Source organism: Actinoplanes sp. NPDC026623 (genome assembly GCF_040638275.1).
In the GTDB taxonomy this organism is placed as follows: domain Bacteria; phylum Actinomycetota; class Actinomycetes; order Mycobacteriales; family Micromonosporaceae; genus Actinoplanes.
The window spans coordinates 42,482-62,945 of the sequence record NZ_JBEZXZ010000002.1 but is presented as its reverse complement, the minus strand read 5'-3'; the positions used below and the strand labels follow the sequence as shown (position 1 = coordinate 62,945).

Below are 20,464 nucleotides of genomic sequence, written 5' to 3'. Positions count from 1 at the left end.
CGGCCTCGGTACGGGTGTCGGTGCTCACGAGAGGACGGTACGCCCCGCGACTGACGTGCGGACGAGTCGGTCTCGACTACGGTGGGACGGCGTGACTACGGACGAGGGGGTCAGCGGGTTGAGCCGCTTGCAACGGGTCCGGAAGAATCTTCGCCGGGCGTACGAGTCGGGCCGCGAGTCCGTGCGCACCGCACGGGTCGAGAACGACCGCACTCCGGACGACGAGGAGTCCGAATTTGTGATGCCGCCGCCCGAGCCGCCGGTCGACGATCAGTCGACCGCGAGCCGCGACGACGCGGAGGTGCCGCACTCGCTGCGGATCGCGGCGGCCTGGTCGTGGCGGCTGATCGTGGTCGGTGTCGTCGGCTGGGTGCTGCTCCGCTTCATCGGCATCATCAGCATCGTCGTGATTCCGCTGGCCATCGCGCTGCTGCTGTCGGCGCTGCTGTCGCCGGCGGTCGGCTGGCTGCGGCGTTTCCGGCTGCCGCCGTCGTTCGCGACGTTCCTGGTGCTGATCTGCGGCGTCGCCGCGGTGGCGGGCACGCTGACGCTGGTGGTCAGCCAGTTCGTCGAGGGGCTGCCGGAGCTGACCAAGAACGCCGACGGTGGCATCAAGCAGATACAGGCGTGGGGTGAGAACGGTCCGCTGCACCTGGCGGACGACTGGGTCAATCAGGCGAGCGATGAGGTGCAGAAGTGGATCACCGCTAACACGTCGTCGCTCACGGCCACCGGGCTGGCGACCGCTACGACGCTGTTCGAGGTGATGACCGGCGCGTTGCTGGTGCTGTTCGCGACGTTCTTCTTCCTGCGCGACGGCCGCAAGATCTGGATTTTCCTGGTGCGGTTGTTTCCGGTCAACGCCCGGTGGAGCCTGGCGGATGCCGGTGACGCGTCGTGGTCGACGCTCGGGTCCTACGTGCGGGCGACCGTGCTGGTGGCGTTCATCGACGCGACCGGCATCGGGCTGGCGCTGGTGATCCTCGACGTGCAGTTCGCGTTCCCGCTGGCGGCGCTGGTGTTCCTGGGCGCGTTCATCCCGATCGTGGGTGCGAGCGTCTCCGGTGCGGTGGCGGTGCTGGTCGCGCTGGTGGACGAGGGCTGGGTGGTCGCGCTCATAGTGCTGGGCGCGGTGATCCTCGTGCAGCAGCTCGAGGGTCACATCCTGCAGCCGCTGATCATGGGCCGGGCGGTCGCCATCCACCCGCTCGTCGTGATCATCGGAATCGCCTCCGGCGTGGTCCTGGCCGGGATCGTGGGCGCGCTGGTCGCCGTGCCGCTGATCGCCGTCATGAACACGGGTGTCCGCCGGCTGGTTCAGCGGCCGCCCGGGGTGCCGCCGGACCCCGTCGTCATCGAGACGGAGCCGGCGACCTGAGCCCGGGGCCGGCCGGAGAGCCGCGATCCCGGCCGGGCCCGGCATTCAGGATTTCGCCAGGCGCTCCAGGGCGCCGAGCGCCACCTCCGGCCTGGTCGTATACCAGAACGGGGGGAGGGACTGGCGCAGGAAGGCGCCGTAGCCGCGCGCCGTCTCCAGGCGGGAGTCCAGCACCGCCACCACGCCCTTGTCGCCGGTGGAGCGGATCAGCCGGCCGACGCCCTGCGCCAGCCGGACCGCGGCGATGGGGACGCTCACCGCGGCGAAGCCCGAGCCGCCGCCGGCGTCCACCGCCGCCGCGCGAGCCGCCGCCAGGGGTTCATCCGGGCGGGGGAACGGCAGGCGGTCGATCACGACCAGCTGGCAGGCGTCGCCCGGCACGTCGACGCCCTGCCAGAGGGACATCACGCCGAACAGGCAGCTCTCCCGCTGCTCCCGGAACTTGCGGACCAGGATCGGCAGGGACTCCTCGCCCTGCAGGAGCACCGGCAGGTCGGTGCGGGCCCGGAGCAGCTCCGCGGCCTGTGTCGCGGCGCGCCGGGACGAGAACAGGCCGAGGGTGCGGCCGCCGAGCGCCGTCACCAGCTTGATCAGCTCCTCGCCGGCCGCGTCCGGCAGGCCGGACGCCGCCGGTCGCGGCAGGTGCGAGGCCACGTAGAGGATGCCCTGGCGGGGGTAGTCGAAGGGGGAGCCGACGTCGAGGGAGCTCCAGCCGTCGCCGGAGACCGGGGGTGCCGCGGCCGCCCGGGCCGCCGGAACCGGGGCCGCCGTCGGCAGGCCCAGGGATCTGGCCACGGTGTCGAAGCGGCCGCCCAGCGTCAGCGTCGCCGAGGTGGCGACCACGGTGCGCTCGTCGTAGAGGTTGGTGGCCAGGGTGCCGGCCACCGACAGCGGCGCCACCACCAGCGCCCGGCGGCCGTTTCCCAGGTCGGACTTCTCCACCCAGGCGACGTCGAACTCCGACTCCTCCAGCAGGCGCTGCGCCGTCGTCGAGATGTCGTCCAGGATGGCCTTCGCCTGCTGCTTGCGCACCGGATCGGGGTCGTCGTTCTTGACGTCGCCGATCGCGTCCAGGGCCGCCCGGGTGGCCGAGTCGATCAGCAGGACCGCCTGGTGCAGCAGCGGCGGCAGCCCGGTGGTCAGCCGGCCCGCCGGGATGTCGCCGAGGCCGACCGTCAGCGAGTCGGCCGCCTCCGCGAGCGACTCGGCCGCCGCCGGGGAGATCAGCGGCCGGGCCCGTTTCGAGGCCCGCTCGACCGCCTCGGGGGTCAGCTCCGCCTGGGCCGCCGAGGAGACCCGGTCGGCGAGCTCATGGGCCTCGTCCACGATCAGCAGCTTGTGCGGGGGCACGATGTTGCGCTCCGCCAGCATGTCGACCGCGAGGAGGCTGTGGTTGGTCACCACGATGTCGGCCTCGCGGGCCCGGACCCGGGACGCCTCGGCGAAGCACTCCGCGCCGTAGGGGCAGCGGCCGGCGCCCACGCAGTCGCGGGCCGGCATCGACACCTGGCGCCAGGCGGTCTCGTCCACGCCGGGGTCGAGCTCGTCGCGGTCGCCGGTCGTGGTCTTCTCCGCCCACTGCCGGACGCGGATGATCTGCTTTCCCAGCTTGCCCGCCTCGCCCAGCCACTGGGTCGCCTTCGGCGGCGCGTCGTCGAAGAGGGTGTCGGTGGGGCCCTCCTCGTCGGCGTGCTCGAGCTTGGCCACGCAGAGGTAGTGGTGCCTGCCCTTGAGCACCGCGAACGTCGGGCGGCGGCCCAGCACCGGCTCCACCGCGTCGGCCAGGCGGGGCAGGTCGTGCTCGACAAGCTGGTTCTGCAGCGCCAGCGTGGCGGTCGAGACCACCACCGGGCCGTCGACCAGCAGCGCCGGCGTCAGATAGGCCAGGGACTTGCCGGTGCCGGTGCCGGCCTGCACCAGCAGGTGCTCGCGCTCCTTCACCGCCCGCTCGATGGCCGCGGCCATCTGCTCCTGTCCCGGCCGGGACGCCCCTCCCGGCACCGCGCCGACGGCGGCGGCGAGAAGCTGGGACGCGGTTGCCTTCTTGCGGGTCGCGGCGGTCACGTCGGAGACCGTACCCGCCACCACCGACGAAACCATGTCACCGTTAGTGTCTTGTCATGCCGAGCGAGATGGTCCGGGTCGTCTACACGAAGTACGACGGCACCGCTCACCGGGACTATCCCGCGCGCAGGCTCAACGAGGACGACCTGGGAGTCTGGGTCGGTGTGACGCGCGGCACGGTTTCCGTCTACCACGGTCAGCCTTCCGTGGAGCAGATCCCGTTCGTCCTGTTCATCCCGCATCACGCCTGGTGGACCGGGATGTTCAACCCGCCGCCGCGCACCAGCGAGGTCTACTGCGACGTCGCCACCCCCGCGCGCTGGGAGGGCGACACGGTGCACATCGTCGACCTCGACCTCGACGTCTCGCGCCGGCGCGACACCGGGCTGATCGAGCTTCGCGACGAGGACGAGTTCGAGGAGCACCGGCTCGCGTACGGCTACACCGCGGAGGTCGTCGCCGAGGCGCACGCCGCGGCCGGGCTCCTCTTCACCGCCCTGGGCGACGGCTCCGAGCCGTTCGCGTCCGCCTACCGGAAATGGCTGTCAGCGGTCGTCGACTGACGCCAGCTTGGCGGGGTTGGCCTGGTTGTAGACGGCCGTGATGCGGCCGTCCGAGACGGCGGCGCTCAGCACGGAGAGCAGCCTTCGCCCGTCCGGGTAGTCGCCGCGGATCAGCACACCCGCGTCTCCGTTCACCAGGATCGGCTCCATCGTGACGCCGTGGGCACTTTCGGTGATCTTGCGCAGGATTCCCGCGTAGAAGCGGGCCACCCGGTCCGGTCCGAGGATCGGCCTGCGGCCCGCCCTGACCACGCCGCCGCCGTCACCGATCGCCACGACCTCGGGCGCGAGCACGGCCGCGAGGGCGCGCAGGTCGCCGGAGGACGCCGCCGCCAGGAACGCCTCCAGCACCGCCCGCTGCTCGGCGACGTCCGCATTGTGCCGGGGCCGGCCCTCGGCGACCGCGCGGCGGCCCCGGGACGCGTGCTGGCGTGCCGCGCCGGCGCTGGTGTCGAGCACCGCGGCGACCTCGTCGAAGGGCATCTCGAACGCGTCGTGCAGCACGACCGCGACCCGCTGCTCCGGCGTCAGCCGTTCCAGCACGACGAGCAGCGCCAGGCTCACCTCCGTGCGCTGGGCGACCTTCTCGGCCGGGTCCTCCGCCGGCGACACGACCGGTTCCGGCAGCCAGGGACCCGGGTACGCCTCGCGGCGCACCCGGGCCGACCTGAGCACGTCCAGGCAGAGGCGCCCGGTGATCGTGGTCAGCCAGGCCCGCAGATCACGGATCCCGCCGCCGGTCCGGGCGGCGTGATATCGCAGCCAGGCCTCCTGCACGACGTCCTCGGCCTCGGCCCGGCTGCCCAGCATCCGGTACGCGACCGCGAGTAGACGGGGGCGCTCAGCTTCGAACTCGTCCGACGGCATGAATGAAATTCTGCGCGAGATTGCCTTGCCACAGGTGTCTCATGTGACACAGTGGTGAGCGCTATAAGACCATTTAGTCCTATTTCACGTACTCGGGGCGGGGGCAGGCGATGACGAACGACGTGGCGACGCTCCTCGGCGGTCTTGCCGGGGTCACGGGGGCCGCCGGCGCGGCGACCGTCGGGGTCGCGGTGGCCCGGCGTCCGCGCGCGTACCTGCCGGCCGGGCACGCGCTCGTCGGAGACCAGGTCATTGATCCACTGCCCGACGTGCTGCGGCGCGGGCTGGCCGGCCTCACCGTGCCGGTCCGGCCGGGCCCGCACGGCGAGTTGTTCATGGGGCCCGGGGGGCCGCAGCCCGGCCGCACGCTGCGCCGGCTGGTGCTCTCCCCGCTCTTCGCCCGGGTTCACGCGCGCGGCGGCCGCCTCTGCCGCGATCAACGGGTGCCGTTCCGGCTCGTCGTCGAGTTCGCCGGTCCCACCCGGGACGCCGACATGCTGCTGCGGGCGTTCCGGATGCTTGATCAGCAGTTGCGTGACCACGCCCCGCTGCTGACCCGCTGCGTCGACGGGCAGATCGACCCGGGCGCGATCACCGTGATCATCGCGGGCATCGTCGACGTCCGCGAGCTGCTCGCCGGCCAGCGCCGCCGGTACGCGTTCGCCGACGGCACCTTCGACGACCTCGGCACCGCCTCCGCGCCGCCCGCGCTGGCGCCGATGGTCAGCGAGGCGTGGAACCGGCGGTTCGGCTGGGACGGGCGCGAGCCGATCTCCGCCGAGGAGCGGCACCTGCTGCACGCGATGGTCCGCGCCGCGCACGAGGACGGCCGCACCGTGCGGTTCTCGGGGCTGCCCGAGGGTAACCGGCGGGCCCGGCGGGCGATCTGGGCCGAGCTCGGCGCCGCCGGCGTGGACGTCATCGCCGACGTCGACCAGGTCGGCCTGGCCCGGCACCTGCGCCGGCATCCGGTGTCCCGCCCGGCCGCGCCGCGGATGCCGTCCGCGTCGGTGGGCCGCCGCCTCACGCCGACCCCGCGACCGAACGCGTCGCGACCTGACATCGCCCAAACTGTCTGAAGCAACCAGATAGACGGCATCCCAGGTTAACGGCAAGTGAACGCGCCTTGAACTGCCGCTAAGCAGGGGTGGGCGAGATCGGCAACCGGGGAGGGGTTACCTAGCATTCCTCCGTCTCGTCCACTCCTCGATCGAGGTTCGCGCCGTGAAGTTCTCCTTCCGCCCCACCGAGGGCGCCTTTTTCGAGCTGTTCAGCCGCGCCGCCCAGAACCTCGTCAAGGGCACCGCGCTGCTCAACGAGCTCGCCCTGCCCGGCGCGGACGTGCAGTCGGTCAGCGACCGGCTCACCGATGTCGAGCACGACAGCGACGAGATCACCCACACGCTGTACAAGAAGATCAACTCGACCTTCATCACGCCGTTCGACCGCGAGGACATCTACCAGCTGGGCTCGCAGCTCGACGACGTGATGGACCACCTCGAGGCGGTCGGCAACCTGCTCTACCTGTACGGGCTCACCGCGCTGCCGTCGCTGCCGCGCGAGATGCACGAGCTGGTGACCGTGCTCGACCAGCAGGCCAAGATCACCGCGGACGCGATGCCGCGGCTCAAGACCATGAAGAATCTCGAGGAGTACTGGATCGAGATCAACCGCCTGGAGAACGACGGTGACCGGGCGTACCGGATGCTGCTGGTCCGCCTCTTCTCCGGCGAGTACGACGCGCTGACGGTCCTGAAGATGAAGGAGGTCGCCGACGAGCTGGAGGCCGCCTGCGACGCCTTCGAGCACGTGGCGAACACGGTCGAGACCATCACGGTCAAGGAGTCCTAGACCTTGTCCCCCGAGCTCATAGCCGTTATCGCGGTGATCATCGCCGCGATGGCCTTCGACTACACCAACGGCTTCCACGACGCGGCGAACGCCATCGCCACCAGCGTCAGTACCCGGGCCCTGACCCCGCGCGTGGCCCTTGCGATGGCCGCGATCGGCAACCTCGTCGGCGCGTATTTCGGCAAGGAGGTGGCCAAGACGGTCGGCGAAGGGCTGGTCAGCCTCCCGAAAGGCGTATCCGGCCTGGGGGTGGTCTTCGCCGGCGTTGTCGGCGCGATCGCCTGGAACCTGATCACCTGGTATTTCGGCCTGCCGTCCTCCTCGTCGCACGCGCTCTTCGGCGGCCTGGTCGGCGCGACGTTGTTCGCCAGCCACGGCACAGTCCTGTGGGGCAGCATCATCGACAAGGTCCTGATCCCGATGGTGCTCTCGCCGTTCGCCGGCTTCATCCTGGGCTTCATCGTCATGGTCGCGATCATGTGGATCTTCCGCCGCGGCCAACCGGGCAGGCTCAGCCGCGGCTTTCGTCACGCACAGACGGTCTCGGCGGCCTTCATGTCGGTCGGCCACGGCATGCAGGACGCGGCGAAGACGATGGGCATCATCGTCCTGGCGCTCTACACGGGCGGCTTCCAGGACAGCCCGTCACACATTCCGTGGTGGGTGTTCTGGACGTCGGCGCTGGTGCTGGCGGCGGGAACCTACGCGGGCGGCTGGCGCATCATCCGCACGCTCGGCCGCAAGATCATCGATCTGGGTCCGGCGGAGGGCTTCGCGGCCGAGATGGTGGCGAGCTCCGTGCTGTTCTTCAACGCGCTGGTCCTGCACGCGCCGATCTCGACGACTCACACGATCACCTCGGCGATCATGGGCGTCGGCGCGACGAAGCGCCTGAGCGCGGTCCGCTGGAACATGGCCGGCAACATCGTGATCGCCTGGATCACCACGTTCCCGGCGGCGGCGCTGATCGCCTGCGTCGTCTACTTCCTGGTGAAGCCGCTCTTCAGCTGAGCCGCAGGGCCCGGCCGCACCGAGGGGTCGGGCCCCGAGCTTCGCCGATAAACAAGCTCCGTCAGTAGGCGACGCCGATCTGGGCGCGGATCGTGTCCAGCAGGCTCATGATCTCCAGGGTCGTCGCGTGCGGCATCAGCGGGCTCTCCCGCAGGCCCGCGGCGAGGCAGCGCTGCACCTCCACCGCCTCGTACTGGTAGCCGCTGCCCGGGAACGGGTAGGAGATGTCCTCCGTCGCCTGGCCGGCCCGGTGCAGCACGAAGCCGCGCGGCACGAAGAAGCCCTGCGGCAGGTCGATCCGCCCCAGCGTGCCGGTGATCGACGCCGCGGTGCGGGTCTCGCCGACCAGGCTGCAGGACAGGGCCGCGACCGCACCGGAGTCCCAGCCCAGCAGGATTCCCGTGTTGTCGTCGACGCCCTCCGGGGTCAGCCGGGCCCAGCTGTGCACCGCCGCCGGCGCGCCGAGGATCAGGTGCGCCAGGTTGATCGGGTAGACGCCGAGGTCCATCAGCGCGCCGCCGCCCAGCGCGGGGTCGCGCAGCCGGTGGGTGGCCGGGAAGGGGCCCTGCAGGCCGAAGTCCGCGTGGATGTTCGTCACCTCGCCGATCGCGCCGGCGTGGATCAGCTCCACCATGCGGCGGATCGCCGGGTTGAGGCGCATCCACATGGCCTCCATCAGGAACACGCCGCGGTCACGCGCCTCCTGCACCAGGGCCGTGGACGAGGCCAGGTCCAGGGTCATCGGCTTCTCGCAGAGCACCGCCTTACCGCCCTCGAGACAGGTCATCGCCGCGTCGAAGTGCGCCGCGTGCGGTGTCGCCACGTAGATCACGTCGACGTCGGGGTCGGCGGCCAGCTCCGCCCAGGAGCCGTGCGAGCGGGCGAAGCCGTGCCGGCCGGCGAACGCCGCCGCGGCCTCGGGGGTGCGGGAGCCGACGGCGGCCAGCTCGGCGCCGGGCACGAGCGGAAGGTCGGCCGCGAACGTGGCGGCGATGCCGCCGGTGCCAAGGACGCCCCAGCGGACAGCTTTCTCGGTCATGATCGTCACCGTATCGCCCCTACGGCGAATAACGCCTTCAGCCTGACTTCGGGTGGTGGGTGGGGCGGTCGGATGGGGGAGGATCAGATGGTGAGCGAATCGATGCCGCTGCCGGCGGCCATGGTGCAGCGGGCCCGCGACTTCAGCGGCACCCCGGCGTCCGCCCGCCCCGCGGCCACCGTCGTCCTGCTGCGGCCGGCCGACGAGGCCTTCGAGGTGTACGTCCTGCGCCGCGCCACCACGATGGTCTTCGGCGGCGTGTACGCGTTCCCGGGCGGCGGCGTCGACGCGAACGACCGCCCCGAGACGATCAAGCAGGACTGGTCACGGCGCCTGGGCGTGCCGCAGGACGAGGCCCGGGCGGTGGTGGGCGCGGCGGCCCGCGAGCTCTTCGAGGAGGCCGGCGTCCTGCTGGCCGGCCCGCGGCAGCAGCCGGACCGCACCGTCGGTGATGTCAGCGGGCCGGAGTGGGAGGCCGAACGCGCGGCCGTGCAGCGGCGCGAGCTGACGATGACCGACCTGCTGCGGAGCCGGGACCTGCTGCTGCGCGACGACCTGCTGCTGCCGTGGGCCCGGTGGATCACGCCGGAGTTCGAGCCGAGGCGCTTCGACACCTGGTTCTTCGTCGCCCTGCTGCCGCAGTCGCAGACCGCCCGGGACGTGTCCGGCGAGGCTGACCGGACCACCTGGATCAGCCCGGCGGCCGCCAACGGCCTGACCATGCTGCCACCTACGCGGGTGATGCTGAACGATCTGTCCGCGTACGAAGGCATCGAGGGGGTCGTCGCGGCCTCGGCCGGCCGCGACGCCGCCGAGCCGGTCATGCCCCGGGTCGAGCTGACCGACGGCGGCGCCGTCCTGCACCTGCCCTAGGTCCCTTTCGCATGGATGGCGAAAGGACCTAGCCGAAGCGGCCCGTGATGTAGTCCTCGGTCTTCTTCTCGGCGGGGTTGCTGAAGATCTTCTGCGTGTCGCCGTACTCGATGAGGCGGCCGGGGTCGCCGGTCTTGTCGATCGAGAAGAAGCCGGTCTTGTCGCTGACCCGGGCGGCCTGCTGCATGTTGTGCGTGACGATGATGATCGTGAAGCGGTCCTTCAGCTTGAACATCAGGTCCTCGATCGCCAGCGTCGAGATCGGGTCGAGCGCCGAGCAGGGTTCGTCCATGAGCACGACCTGCGGCTCGACCGCGATGGTACGGGCGATGCAGAGGCGCTGCTGCTGGCCGCCGGAGAGGCCGGCGCCGGGGCGGGCGAGGCGGTCCTTGACCTCGTCCCACAGGTTCGCCGCCCGCAGCGACTTCTCGGCCGCCTCGTCCAGCAGCGCCTTCTTGCGGACGCCGTTGAGCTTCAGGCCCGCGACCACGTTCTCGTAGATCGACATCGTCGGGAACGGGTTGGGGCGCTGGAAGACCATGCCGATCATCCGGCGCACGGCGGTGACGTCGACGTCGGCGTCGTAGATGTTCTGGTCGTCGATCGTCAGCCGGCCCTCGATGCGGGTGTTGGGCAGCACCTCGTGCATGCGGTTGACCGACCGCAGGAAGGTGGACTTGCCGCAGCCGGACGGGCCGATCAGGGCGGTGATCGTCTTCGGCTCCACCGTCATGGAGACGTTGTCGATCGCCTTGAACGAGCCGTAGTAGGACGAGACGTTGCTCGCCTCGATGCGCTTGGCCATGGGGGACACCTCTCAGGACAGCCGGTTGCGGCGGGCGAGCAGCTTGGCTGCGATGGTCAGGGCCAGCACCAGGGCGACGAGCGTCAGCGCCGCCGTCCAGGCCCGCTGCGGCGCGTACTTCGACGCGTCGCCGGCCTGCTGGTAGACGAAGAGCGCCAGCGACGACTGGTTGCCGGCGAACGGGTCGAAGTTGATCGCCGCGGCACCGCCGGCGACGAGCAGGACCGGTGCCGTCTCGCCGGCCGCGCGGGCGACCGAGAGCATGACGCCGGTGACGATGCCGGGCAGCGCGGTGGGCAGCACGACCTTGAGGATCGTCTTCCACTGCGGAACACCCAGCGCGTACGCACCCTCGCGCAGCGGGCCGGGCACCAGGCGGAGCATCTCCTCGGTGGACCGCACGATCGTCGGCAGCATCAGCACCGTCAGCGCCAGCGAGGCGGCGAAGCCGGAGTAGCGCGGGGTGCCGTTGTTGAAGATCGGGCTGACCTTGAGCACCCAGAACGCCAGGATGAACAGGCCGGCGACGATCGACGGGATGCCGGTCATGACGTCGACGAAGAAGCGGACCGTCAGGGCGAACCGGCCGCGGCCGTATTCGACCAGGTAGATCGCGCCGAGCACGCCGAGCGGCACCGCCATCAGGGTGGCGAGCCCGACCTGCAGCAGCGTGCCGACGATCGCGTGGTACGCGCCGCCGTCCGGGTCCCGGGCGCCGATGTTGTTCATCGAGGTGCCGAAGAAGTTGCCGTCGAGGCGGGCGATTCCCTTCGTCACCAGCGTCCAGACGACCGCGGCCAGCGGCAGGATGGCCAGGATGCAGGCCGTGTAGATCAGCGTCTTCCAGATGCGGTCGCGGGCCGAGCGGCGGCCCTCCACCCGGGAGGCCGCGACGTAGAGCCCGGCCAGGTAGAACACGGTGCCGAGCACGACCACGAGCACCCAGCCGCCGATGCCGAACCCATACACGATCACGGCGGCGACGGCGAGCGCCGCGACGACGACGCCGAGGTTGTTGAGCAGCGGCAGCCGCCGGCTGCGAATGTTGTCCGGCGTCATCGCCACGCCGGCGGCTTCACTCTCCAGCAGGCTCATGCTCGGCTTCCCTTCGGCATGCACGCGGTCATGCCGCACTGTCCCGGAACTCGCGGCGGCGGTAGATGATCGCCCGCGCGGCCATGTTGACCACCAGCGTGATGGCGAACAGCACCAGGCCGGAGGCGATGAGTGCGCCGCGTCCGGTGTCGTTGGCCTCGCCGAAGGTGTTGGCGATGTTGGCGGCGATGCTGTTGCCGCCGTTCTCGATCAGGTTGAACGAGATGTTGAAGACGATGCCGAGGGTCATGGCCAGGGCGATGGTCTCGCCGAGCGCGCGGCCCAGGCCGAGCATGACCGCGGCGATGACGCCGGGCTTGCCGTACGGCAGCACGGCGGTGCGGATCATCTCCCACTTGGTGGCGCCGAGGGCGAGCGCCGCCTCCTCGTTCATGGCGGGGGTCTGCTGGAAGACCTCCCGGGACAGCGAGGTCATGATCGGCAGCACCATGATCGCCAGCACCAGGCTGCCGAGCAGGATCGAGCGGCCGAACGGCCCGTCGCCGCCGAAGATCGGCAGCCAGCCGAAGTACTTGTTGAGCCAGACCGAGAGCTCCTGCACCGGAACCATGAGGACGTCGCGGCCCCAGAGTCCGAAGACGACGCTGGGCACTGCGGCGAGCAGGTCGACGACGAAGCCCAGCGGCGTGGCCAGCCGCCTGGGCGCGTAGTGCGAGAGGAAGAGCGCGATGCCCAGGGCGATCGGCACCGCGAGGATCAGCGCGATGAGCGACGTCAGCAGGGTGCCGAAGGCCAGCGCGGCGATGCCGAAGTGCGGATCGGCGTCGTTGGGGAACCAGGCCTGGTAGGTGAAGAAGTTCTCGGTGTTCGCCTGTAGGGCGGGCTTCGCCTCCGAGATCAGGAAGATCGCGATGGCGACGATGATGACCAGCACCATCGCGCCGGCGGCCGTGCTGAGTCCCCGGAAGCCGGTCTCCACCGAGAACCGGGACTTCCTGGGTAGGGCGCCCCCGCCACCGAGCGGCGGGCGGCGGCCGTCGAAGTCATCGGGAGGGATCGGCGATACGCCGGTGCCGGCGGACCGGGCGTGACGTCCTGTCACACCCGATGCGCCGGCCCTGACACTCGCCGAGCGGGAGGGGTAGTCACCCATTCGCTCGCTCGCAGTCGTCTAGGAGGGAGATTGTGTGCGGTGCGCCGGGTCAGGAGATCTTTGCGACCGAGGCCTCGACCTTGCTGCGGACGGTCTCCGGCAGCGGGGCGTAGCCCAGCTCGCCCAGCGCGGACTGGCCGCTGGTGCTCGAGGTGTAGGTCAGGAAGCCCTTGATCAGGGCCGCCTTCGGGCTGCCCTTGCTGCAGGCGATCTCGTAGGTGACCAGGACGATCGGGTAGGCGCCGGCCTCGGTGGTGGCGTAGTCGATGTCGAGCTTCAGGTCGTCGCCGGTGCCCGCGACCTTGGCGCCCGCGATGGTCTTGCCGGCGCTCTCGGCGGTCAGCTCGGTGTATTCACCCGCGCCGTTCTTGATCTTGGCCTTCTGCAGGTCGCTGTTCTCCGCGAAGGAGAGCTCCACGTAGGAGATCGAGCCGGCCGTGCTCTTGACCGCGCTGGCGACGCCGTCCGACTTGGCCGCGCCGGTGCCGCCCGGGGCCTTCCACGCCTTGGCGTTGCTGTAGGTCCAGTCCTTCTCGGCGGTCTTGCTCAGGTACTTGGTGAAGTTGTCGGTCGTGCCCGACTCGTCCGAGCGGTGCACGGACGCGATCGTGGTGGCCGGCAGCTTCGCGCCGGAGTTCTCGGCGGCGATGGCCGCGTCGTTCCACTTGGTGATCTTGCCCGAGAAGATCTTGGCGAGGGTCGGGGAGGACAGCTGCAGGCCGTCGACGCCCTCGAGGTTGTAGACGACCGCGATCGGGCCGATGACCATCGGGAGGTTGAGCGCCTGGCCGCCCGGGCACTTGGCGGTGGCCTGCGGCTGCTCCTCCTCCTTCAGCGCCGAGTCGGAGCCGGCGAAGTCGGCGGTGCCGGCTATGAACGCCTGGATGCCGGCGCCGGAGCCGGTGCCCTCGTATCCGATCTTGGTGTCCGCGCACTGGCCCTGGTAGGTCTTGATCCACTCGTCCATGGCGTTCTTCTGCGCAGATGATCCCTGTGCGGTGAGCTGACCCGCCGTACAGCTGCCGGGCGCGACGGAGGCGTCACCGGTGGGCGAGTCGGTGTTGTCAGAGCCGCACGCGGTGAGCGCGAGCGTGGCGGTCAAGGCAATGCCGGCAACGTAGTACCGCTGGAGCTTCACGGGGGTCCCTTTCATAGAACGCATCTCCGGGCTCCGAGGTCCCGGCCGGCCGAACTCTCATCGGCACACCCGGAAAACTAGGAGTGCCAGGTGACCGGCTTCCCGGGCAAGAGTGAACGCAGGGTGAACACGTAAACGCCGGGCGGTTGCCTTTGACTGAGGAAGGGTTGTCTGTTAAGTGAACTCAGCGCCGCGTGTCCGATATGGGCGTTATCTTGCGTTCTTTTTGGCGCGGAGAACCCCGGCGAGAGAAGCGGGGGGCGCGATGGGCGATTCACCGGCGTCGTTGCGTCGCGGGTGGCCCGTTTCTAGCGGCTGTACATCACGTCGGTCGAGTGGATCTCGAAGCCGAGGCGGCGGTAGAGGGCGACCGCCGCGGTGCTCGACTCGTCCACGTAGAGCAGGACGTCCGACAGGCCCAGGCCGGCGAGGTAACGCAGCCCGGCGACGCTGAGGGCGGCGCCGAGGCCCCGGCGGTGCCCGCCCGGGTCGACGCCGAGCACATAGATCTCGCCGAGCGCCGGCTCCCGGCCCTCGGCGGGGTGGACCTTGGTCCAGTGGAAGCCGAGCAGCCGGTCGTCGGCCGGGTCGACCGCCAGCAGGAAGCCGGCCGGGTCGAACCAGGGCTCGGCGAGGCGCAGCCGCAGGTCGTCCGCGGTCCAGCGGCCCTGCTCGGGGTGGTGGGCGAAGGCCCGGGCGTTGACGCCCAGCCAGGCCTCGTCGTCGGCGCCGGGCACGAAGGTGCGCACGCGCACGCCGTCGGGCAGCGCGACCTCGGGCAGCCCGGCGAGGCGGCGCCGCATCTGCCAGAGGACGCGGGCGCGGGCGAAGCCCGCCCGCTCGGCGAAGGCGCGGGCGGCCGGGTCGTCGCCGTGCGCCCAGAACCGCTTCGCACCCGGGCCGGCGGCCGTGAGCAGCGCGGTGCCGTGGCCGCGCCGCCGATGATCCGGGTGCACCACGAGCTCACCCGACTCGTCGCGCAGGTAGGCGTAGCCCGCCAGCGACCCGCCCTCGTAGGCGAGCAGGTGGGCCCGGTCGGCGCCGCGCAGGCCGAGGACGCCGTCCTCGGAGAGCGGGTGGACGCCGTCGGTCTCATCGGCCGCGGCGGCCAACGCGAGCACGTCGGCCGCCTCGGCGGGGGAGAGCCGGTCGGACGACCGGACCTGGGTCAGCAATGCGGAGCGCTCAGACCGGCAGCGAGACGGGCTCGTTGTCGGGCAACTGGCGGTTGCTCGGCGGGACCACGAACTTGTAGCCGACCTGGCGGACGGTGCCGATCATCGACTCGTACTCCGAGCCGAGCTTGGCGCGCAGCCGCCGCACGTGCACGTCGACCGTGCGGGTGCCGCCGAAGTAGTCGTAGCCCCAGACCTCGCGCAGCAACTGGTCGCGGGTGAAGACCCGGCCGGGGTGCTGCGCCAGGAACTTCAGCAGCTCGAACTCCTTGTAGGTGAGGTCGAGCGGCCGGCCCTTGAGCTTGGCGGCGTAGGTGTCGGGGTCGATGTTGAGCTCGCCGGCGCGGATCGAACCGCCGGCGCCCGCGGTCGCGTTCGTCAGGCGCCCGACCGCGAGGCGCAGCCGGGCCTCGACCTCGGCCGGACCCGCGCCGGCCAGGATGACGTCGTCGACGCCCCAGTCGGCGTTGAGTGCGATCAGGCCGGCTTCGGTCACCACGGCCATCAGCGGGACGCCGATGCCGGTCGCGTGCAGCATGCGGCAGGTCGCGCGGGCCTCGGAGAGCTCCGAACGGGCGTCGACGAGCACGGCGTCCGGGCTCGGCCCGGAGACAAGAGTGCGCACATCCCGGGGGGCGGTGCGCACGGAGTGGGGCAGCAGGTCCAGCGCGGGCAACACGGCGGACGGCTCACCAGCACGTGTCGTCACCAACAGGAGGATTTCCACACTCACCTCGATCCTTGCGGCGCGAAGACCGCTCGGGTGACCCGGTCCACGCAGCTCAGAGCTGCGCCACCGGAAGGATTTGTCCCGGCGTCAACGACGGGTGGGCTGCGAGTACCTTAACCGATCCGCCAGCTCGAATACCCCGGCCGGATCACCAAGTGATGTGAACTACGCCCCCGAGGTAACCGAACAGCCGGACCATTACCGGCCTTTCAGCCGACCCCCATCCCGCGACGATGGTGCATGTGGACCCGGGACGTGACCGGACGGCGGGGAGGATGACCCGGCCGCGATGAGTACTCCATGGCCCGGGTCTGGCACGATCGCAGGCGTGCCTCCTACCGCGCCCCGCGACAACGACTCCTGGGACGACGACGTCTCCCGGGAGATCGCCCGTTCGGCGCCGGGCCGATCCTCCTCCGGCTTCTACGCCGGCGCGCCCGAGCCCGCCTCGCGGATCGGCAACCGCGGCGACGAGCCGGGCGAAGAGGACGACGAGGAGGAGTTCGACGAGGAGATCCCGGTCGTACCGGTGCGCCGCCAGCTCTCGGTGGCGATCGCCGGCTTCGCCGGGCTCCTGGGCGCCGGGCTGATCCTCGGGGCGCAGACCTCCGGGCCGGACGCGCGCCTGTCGTACGGGATCGTGATCTTCGGGGTGCAGCTGCTCTACATCCTGGCCTTCACGATGGCGATCCGGCCGCCGGCGGCCGGCACCGTCGCCGGGGTCAGCGTGGCGGCCGCGGCCGCCGCCGACTATCTGGCCGCCACCCGCGACCCGGCAGGCGTCCTGCCGCTGCTGGCCGTCGCGGCGGTCGGTTACGTGCTCGCGGTCGTCGGCCAGCAGTTGCGGTCCGAGGACCGGCTGCAGTTCCGCGACGCGCTCAGCGGCACGCTGCTCATCGTCGCCGGCGTGGTGTCCTTCGCCCAGTTGATCGTGCTCACCCGCAAGCCGGTCGGGACGCAGTCCGTGCTGGTCTGTCTCACCGCCATCGCCGTCGCGGTGATGGTCGCGCACCTGATCGACGCGGTCTTCCCGAAGCCGCGGATCGCGCCGCAGGTGCCGCGCGGCGCGACCGGCGTCATCGTCGGCGCGATGCTCGGCACGCTCGCGGCGGCCATGCTCGGCAGCGTGCTGGTCCTGCCGTTCACCCCGGCGAAGGGTGCCGTGCTGGGCTTCGTCGTGGCCGGCATCGCCGAGCTCGTCGACCTCGCGGTCAACTACTCCGAGGCGGGCCGGCGGATGGCCGGCTCGACGCCGACGTTCTGGGTGGCCCGGCACATGCAGGGCCCGCTGGGCGCGTTCGCACTGGCGCTGCCGGCCGCGTACGTGATGACGGTCTTCTTCCTCACCTGATGTGGTGGCGGAAACCGAGGGTGTCCGGAACGCGGGCGCGGGGCATATACCGTGCCACTTGACGTGATCGGGAGGCCGCTGTGGCGCAGGTGTACGGGTCGACGAAGCCGCGTAAGCGTCGCGGGCGGGGCCTGATGATCACCATCGGTGTCCTGCTCCTGCTGATTCTCGGCCTGCTGGTGGTGGCGGACCGGTTCGGCAAGTCGGTCGCGGAGCGGCTGATCAGCGACCGGGTCGTCGCGCAACTGGACGACCAGCACGCCACCTCGCAGGAGCCGGACGTGTCCATCGAGGGCGTGCCGTTCCTGACCCAGGTGCTGGCGGGGAAGTACCAGCAGATCCGGATCGTGCTTGACGACTTCTCGGGGCCGGCCGGCAACGGCAAGCAGATCGACATGAAGGTGCTCGATATCCGGGCCGAGGACGTGAAGGCGCCGCTGGACACGATCCGCAGCGGCACCGGCGACATCGTCGCGAGCACCGTCACCGGCGCCGGCACGATCACCTACGCCAACCTGGCCGACCTGATCGGCCAGGAGGGCCTCGTGCTCAGCGAGCGCGACGGCAAGCTGGTCGGCACCGCGCCGATCAAGGCGCTGGGCCAGACCTTCAACGCCAGCGGCACGGCGAACCTCGCGGTCAAGGACGGCGTGGTCAGCGTGACCTTCGCCGACGTGACCGCCGAGGGCCTGCCGAACCTCCCGTTCGTGCGCTCGCTTGTCGACGGCTTCGTCAAGCAGCTCTCGGTGGATCTGAAGGTGCCGGCCCTGCCGCTCGGCATGAAGGTGCAGAAGGTCGAGCCGACCCCCGAGGGTCTCGTGGTGACCGCCGGGGCCAGCGATGTGTCATTGAGTTCGGGCTGACTGTGACGGCGGACTCGTTCCCGGATGGTGGTCGACAGTGTTCCGGGGTCTGGAACCGCTGGTAGGGTCGGCGGCATGAGCCTGTTGCTCACCAAGAGGCGCGCGGTCGACCTGTGCCGCGTGGCCGCCTGCCTGTGTCGCCCCGTCATCTGACGGGGCCATTCCAGCTGCACAGGATCTAAACCCTCAGCCCGGCAGTGGCGCCGTCGCACCCAACCCAACGTGATCCGTTCCAACAAGGGTCCCGCGCGGGGTGCGACCTAATTCCTCCGCGCGTCGACTCACCCCCATCTCACCTGACCAAGGGAGTAATCCGATGAGTCGCGACACCGCGCTCGTATCTGCCGACTGGGCCGAGAAGAATCTCGAGACTCCGGGTGTGGTCTTCGTCGAGGTCGACGAGGACACCAGCGCCTACGACGGCGGCCACATCCCCGGCGCCGTCAAGATCGACTGGAAGGCCGACCTGCAGGACCCGGTCCGCCGTGACTTCGTCAACCAGGAGCAGTTCTCCGCGCTCCTGTCCGCGCGCGGCATCGCCAACGACGACACCGTGGTTCTGTACGGCGGCAACAACAACTGGTTCGCCGCGTACGCGTACTGGTACTTCAAGCTCTACGGCCACGGCGACGTGAAGCTGATCGACGGCGGCCGCAAGAAGTGGGAGCTCGACGCCCGCCCCTACTCCAAGGACGTGCCCTCGCGCGCGGCCACGCAGTACCAGGCGTCTGCGCCGGACCTGACCATCCGCGCCTTCCGCGACGAGGTCGTGCAGGCCATCGGCGTGAAGAACCTGGTGGACGTGCGCAGCCCCGACGAGTTCGCGGGCCGGCTGCTCGCGCCGGCGCACCTGCCGCAGGAGCAGTCGCAGCGCGCCGGCCACATCCCGACCGCGATCAGCGTGCCGTGGAGCAAGGCGGCCAACGAGGACGGCACGTTCAAGTCCGACGCCGAGCTCACCAAGATCTACGGTGCCGCGGGCCTGGACGGCGGCAAGGACACGATCGCCTACTGCCGCATCGGCGAGCGCTCCTCGCACACCTGGTTCGTGCTCAAGGAGCTGCTCGGCCACGAGAACGTGAAGAACTACGACGGTTCCTGGACCGAGTACGGCTCCCTCATCGGCGTGCCGATCGCCCTCGGCGACGAGCCCGGAAAGGCCTGACCATGACTTCTGCATCGAACATCGCGGACGGCTGCGCCGCGCCCGACCAGTCGGCTCCCATCCCGGCCGGCGTCGACCTCCAGAAGGAAACCGTCATCACCGGCATCGTGACGAACGCCGAGGGCGACGCGGTGGGCGGCGCCTACGTCCGCCTGCTCGACTCGTCCGGCGAGTTCACCGCCGAGGTGGTCACCTCGCCGCAGGGCGTGTTCCGCTTCTTCGCGGCGCCGGGAAGCTGGACCCTGCGGGCGCTGTCCCGGCACGGGAACGGCGACCTGACGGTGGACGCCACCCGCGGCGTGAACGAGGTCGGCCTCGGCGTCGCCGCCTGACCCACGCTCTGTTGTCTACGGGCGGGACCCATCCGGGGTTCCGCCCGTAAACGTTCCCGTGACCGGCCGCCCGGCGTTTGCGCAGCGCATGCGAGCATGGCTGCCGTGAACCTGCCGCCCGGGTACCAGCCCCTTCCGCCCGCCGCCGACGAGCGGCCCAAGCGGCGGTGGTGGCTGATCGCGATCGTGGTGGCCTGGTCGCTGGCCATCGCCGGCTTCGCGGCCTGGTCCGTTCGTCATGACCCGCCGACGGTCCCGGAGCAGCGGAACATCGCCGAGGCGCTGCCCGTGCTGGAGCGGGCCACCGGCGTCGCGTTCGCCGCCGCCGACGCTCCCGACCGGGTCGTCTCGCTCGGCCCGGTGGAGTTCGAGCGGGACTGCGCCCTGACCCCGGTGCGGAAGGGCGTCGAGGCCGTCCGGGACGTCACCGTCCGGGTACGCGCCGGCCAGGCGCCCGCCGCGCTGGAGGCGATCGCGCGGGCGATGCCGCCCGGGTACGCCGCGGCCGTGCGGCACAACACCGCCCGCACCCGGTACGCGCTGCGCGCCGACGCCGGTGCGTTCGTCGGCGTGGACGCCGCCATCGACTCGGACGCCACCGTCTTCACGGTGCGGGCCTCGACGGGGTGCCGCCCCCTCGCCGACGGCGTGGACCTCGGGCCCGAGCCCCGGCCCGCGGTGCAGACGCCGCCGGCCTTCGGTGCGGCGCTGGGTGCGCTGGGCGCGAGCGGCGCTGGGGCCACCAGCAGCGAGGTGGCCTGCCCGGCCGGCGGCGCGACGGCGCGGACCGTGACCGCGGACGGGCTCGCGGCCCCCGCGAATCTGCGCGGTGCGCTGCGGGCGGTGGTGTCCGGCGCGAGCGTCGTGCAGGCCGATCCGCACGTCTGGGCGTACCGCGACGGCGCGGTGTCCGTGGTGGTCGGCGACGGTGACGGGACGGCGTGGGTCAGCGCCACCACCGGCTGTCGTTAACAACCCTGGCAAATAGACGGTGGCAATCCATTTACATGCGTGAATCAGTGTTTTACGATCCTGTAACCAACCTGATTC

General features: G+C 70.9%; 21 protein-coding genes. 12 read left to right on the top strand and 9 right to left on the bottom strand.

What is annotated here, in order from left to right:
* Nucleotides 1-91 precede the first annotated feature (91 nt).
* The gene (locus AB0F10_RS01020; RefSeq protein ID WP_360619625.1) at nt 92-1,378 is read left to right on the top strand and encodes an AI-2E family transporter; all 1,287 of its coding nucleotides are present in this window, start codon (nt 92-94) and stop codon (nt 1,376-1,378) included.
* 45 nt (nt 1,379-1,423) lie between these two features.
* Here AB0F10_RS01020 and AB0F10_RS01015 read toward each other — a convergent pair whose 3' ends face one another.
* Nucleotides 1,424-3,478 carry an ATP-dependent DNA helicase gene (locus tag AB0F10_RS01015; protein ID WP_360619624.1) on the bottom strand — a complete coding sequence of 685 codons (2,055 nt, stop codon included), beginning with the start codon at nt 3,476-3,478 and terminating at the stop codon, nt 1,424-1,426.
* A 20-nt stretch (nt 3,479-3,498) separates the two neighbouring features.
* Between AB0F10_RS01015 and AB0F10_RS01010 the strand changes: the two genes are divergently transcribed.
* Nucleotides 3,499-4,005 (top strand): DUF402 domain-containing protein, encoded by a 507-nt coding sequence (locus tag AB0F10_RS01010; RefSeq protein WP_360619622.1) that lies wholly within the window; start codon nt 3,499-3,501, stop codon nt 4,003-4,005.
* On the opposite strand, the gene sigJ is transcribed toward AB0F10_RS01010, so the two are convergent.
* Entirely contained in the window at nt 3,988-4,872 is an 885-nt protein-coding gene (gene sigJ / locus AB0F10_RS01005; protein ID WP_360619620.1) for an RNA polymerase sigma factor SigJ, read from the bottom strand. The genes AB0F10_RS01010 and sigJ overlap by 18 nt on opposite strands.
* A 110-nt stretch (nt 4,873-4,982) precedes the next feature.
* Here sigJ and AB0F10_RS01000 point away from each other — a divergent pair, with 110 nt between their 5' ends.
* The 3 genes from AB0F10_RS01000 to AB0F10_RS00990 all read left to right on the top strand — a co-directional run bounded on the left by AB0F10_RS01000 (nt 4,983) and on the right by AB0F10_RS00990 (nt 7,734).
* On the top strand, nt 4,983-5,951 hold the full coding sequence (locus tag AB0F10_RS01000) for a hypothetical protein (RefSeq protein WP_360619618.1): 969 nt from the start codon (nt 4,983-4,985) through the stop codon (nt 5,949-5,951).
* Nucleotides 5,952-6,096: 145 nt separating this feature from the next.
* A complete protein-coding gene (locus AB0F10_RS00995; protein ID WP_360619617.1) occupies nt 6,097-6,723 on the top strand; it encodes a DUF47 family protein in 627 nt (208 codons plus the stop codon).
* Nucleotides 6,724-6,726: 3 nt separating this feature from the next.
* Nucleotides 6,727-7,734, top strand: coding sequence for an inorganic phosphate transporter (locus AB0F10_RS00990; protein ID WP_360619615.1), 1,008 nt, complete (start codon nt 6,727-6,729; stop codon nt 7,732-7,734).
* Nucleotides 7,735-7,795: 61 nt separating this feature from the next.
* Here AB0F10_RS00990 and AB0F10_RS00985 read toward each other — a convergent pair whose 3' ends face one another.
* Nucleotides 7,796-8,773: a Gfo/Idh/MocA family oxidoreductase gene (locus AB0F10_RS00985; protein WP_360619613.1), complete on the bottom strand. Its 978-nt coding sequence runs from the start codon at nt 8,771-8,773 to the stop codon at nt 7,796-7,798.
* 87 nt (nt 8,774-8,860) lie between these two features.
* Here AB0F10_RS00985 and AB0F10_RS00980 point away from each other — a divergent pair, with 87 nt between their 5' ends.
* A complete protein-coding gene (locus AB0F10_RS00980) occupies nt 8,861-9,646 on the top strand; it encodes an NUDIX domain-containing protein (protein ID WP_360619612.1) in 786 nt (261 codons plus the stop codon).
* A gap of 28 nt (nt 9,647-9,674) precedes the next feature.
* On the opposite strand, the gene pstB is transcribed toward AB0F10_RS00980, so the two are convergent.
* The 6 genes from pstB to AB0F10_RS00950 form a co-directional block, all read right to left on the bottom strand.
* Nucleotides 9,675-10,451, bottom strand: coding sequence for a phosphate ABC transporter ATP-binding protein PstB (gene pstB / locus AB0F10_RS00975; RefSeq protein ID WP_360619610.1), 777 nt, complete (start codon nt 10,449-10,451; stop codon nt 9,675-9,677).
* A 12-nt stretch (nt 10,452-10,463) separates the two neighbouring features.
* Nucleotides 10,464-11,546 (bottom strand): phosphate ABC transporter permease PstA, encoded by a 1,083-nt coding sequence (gene pstA, locus AB0F10_RS00970; protein WP_360619608.1) that lies wholly within the window; start codon nt 11,544-11,546, stop codon nt 10,464-10,466.
* 28 nt (nt 11,547-11,574) lie between these two features.
* A complete protein-coding gene (gene pstC / locus AB0F10_RS00965; protein ID WP_360619607.1) occupies nt 11,575-12,660 on the bottom strand; it encodes a phosphate ABC transporter permease subunit PstC in 1,086 nt (361 codons plus the stop codon).
* A 49-nt stretch (nt 12,661-12,709) separates the two neighbouring features.
* A complete protein-coding gene (gene pstS, locus AB0F10_RS00960) occupies nt 12,710-13,798 on the bottom strand; it encodes a phosphate ABC transporter substrate-binding protein PstS (protein WP_360619605.1) in 1,089 nt (362 codons plus the stop codon).
* Between the two features lie 308 nt (nt 13,799-14,106).
* On the bottom strand, nt 14,107-14,970 hold the full coding sequence (gene mshD / locus AB0F10_RS00955; RefSeq protein WP_360619720.1) for a mycothiol synthase: 864 nt from the start codon (nt 14,968-14,970) through the stop codon (nt 14,107-14,109).
* A 13-nt stretch (nt 14,971-14,983) separates the two neighbouring features.
* Nucleotides 14,984-15,700, bottom strand: coding sequence for a response regulator transcription factor (locus tag AB0F10_RS00950; RefSeq protein ID WP_360619718.1), 717 nt, complete (start codon nt 15,698-15,700; stop codon nt 14,984-14,986).
* 331 nt (nt 15,701-16,031) lie between these two features.
* Between AB0F10_RS00950 and AB0F10_RS00945 the strand changes: the two genes are divergently transcribed.
* The 6 genes from AB0F10_RS00945 to AB0F10_RS00920 all read left to right on the top strand — a co-directional run bounded on the left by AB0F10_RS00945 (nt 16,032) and on the right by AB0F10_RS00920 (nt 20,386).
* Entirely contained in the window at nt 16,032-17,054 is a 1,023-nt protein-coding gene (locus tag AB0F10_RS00945) for a hypothetical protein (protein ID WP_360619603.1), read from the top strand.
* An 80-nt stretch (nt 17,055-17,134) separates the two neighbouring features.
* Nucleotides 17,135-17,917: a DUF2993 domain-containing protein gene (locus AB0F10_RS00940; RefSeq protein ID WP_360619601.1), complete on the top strand. Its 783-nt coding sequence runs from the start codon at nt 17,135-17,137 to the stop codon at nt 17,915-17,917.
* A 24-nt stretch (nt 17,918-17,941) separates the two neighbouring features.
* Nucleotides 17,942-18,070, top strand: a complete 129-nt coding sequence (locus AB0F10_RS00935) for an Ms5788A family Cys-rich leader peptide (RefSeq protein WP_360619600.1) — start codon at nt 17,942-17,944, stop codon at nt 18,068-18,070.
* A 163-nt stretch (nt 18,071-18,233) separates the two neighbouring features.
* The gene (locus tag AB0F10_RS00930) at nt 18,234-19,082 is read left to right on the top strand and encodes a sulfurtransferase (RefSeq protein WP_360619598.1); all 849 of its coding nucleotides are present in this window, start codon (nt 18,234-18,236) and stop codon (nt 19,080-19,082) included.
* Nucleotides 19,083-19,084: 2 nt separating this feature from the next.
* Complete coding sequence (locus tag AB0F10_RS00925) at nt 19,085-19,414, top strand: DUF1416 domain-containing protein (protein WP_360619596.1); 330 nt, start codon at nt 19,085-19,087, stop codon at nt 19,412-19,414.
* A 96-nt stretch (nt 19,415-19,510) separates the two neighbouring features.
* Complete coding sequence (locus AB0F10_RS00920) at nt 19,511-20,386, top strand: hypothetical protein (RefSeq protein ID WP_360619594.1); 876 nt, start codon at nt 19,511-19,513, stop codon at nt 20,384-20,386.
* Nucleotides 20,387-20,464: the final 78 nt, after the last annotated feature.